Below are 531 nucleotides of genomic sequence, written 5' to 3' on the forward strand. Positions count from 1 at the left end.
ATTGAGGTGGATCAGACAGGAAAGCCTTTAGCTGAAACAGATCGTGTCAATCAGAAGCTATTCTTGGGTGGAGCCATTGATTTAAAATTAGCAACGGGAAGAAAAAAAATACTGCAAAAGCTTAAAATAGCAGCTTGTACAGATATTATAAATGAATATCAGGGGCAATTTCCAGTCATCTTGCTTAACCTGAAAGATGTTAAAGGAAGTTCTTACCAAGAAATCGAGAAAGGCATTAAAGATCAAATTATAACATTATTTTCCTGCCATCNTGCCCCTGGCGTTTCATAGCATGGGGATAGCTGGTAATTTTTAAAGGGTAGAGTACTTTAGTTTCGTTAAATCCTATATCTATACTACCTCCCTTAAAAAGCAAATAATTTGTGCGTGCTTCTTCTGCTAGTTTATTACCTTCTTGGTCTACTTCAATCTCAAAAAACTTGCGCAGCATATCCATGTTCAAGCTCTTACCCCAACGTCTGGGACGGGTAATCAGTATTACCTCGCTGCTTTCTTCCAATAATGCTTGAA

At 37.7% G+C, this 531-nt stretch carries 2 protein-coding genes (1 of these 2 running past the window's edge); one reads left to right on the top strand and one right to left on the bottom strand.

The window, feature by feature from the left end:
* Window positions 1-247 precede the first annotated feature (247 nt).
* Window positions 248-520 carry an AAA family ATPase gene (locus EDM02_RS02215; protein WP_123662716.1) on the bottom strand — a complete coding sequence of 91 codons (273 nt, stop codon included), beginning with the start codon at window positions 518-520 and terminating at the stop codon, window positions 248-250.
* A gap of 2 nt (window positions 521-522) precedes the next feature.
* On the opposite strand from EDM02_RS02215, the gene EDM02_RS02220 reads away from it, so the two are divergent.
* Window positions 523-531, top strand: the 5' portion of a protein-coding gene (locus EDM02_RS02220; RefSeq protein WP_123662717.1) for a PD-(D/E)XK nuclease domain-containing protein. Its footprint extends 1,515 nt past the window's final position; 9 of the gene's 1,524 nt are visible here — the first part of the coding sequence; the start codon lies at window positions 523-525; the stop codon falls past the right edge of the window.

The organism is Candidatus Cardinium hertigii (assembly GCF_003788695.1).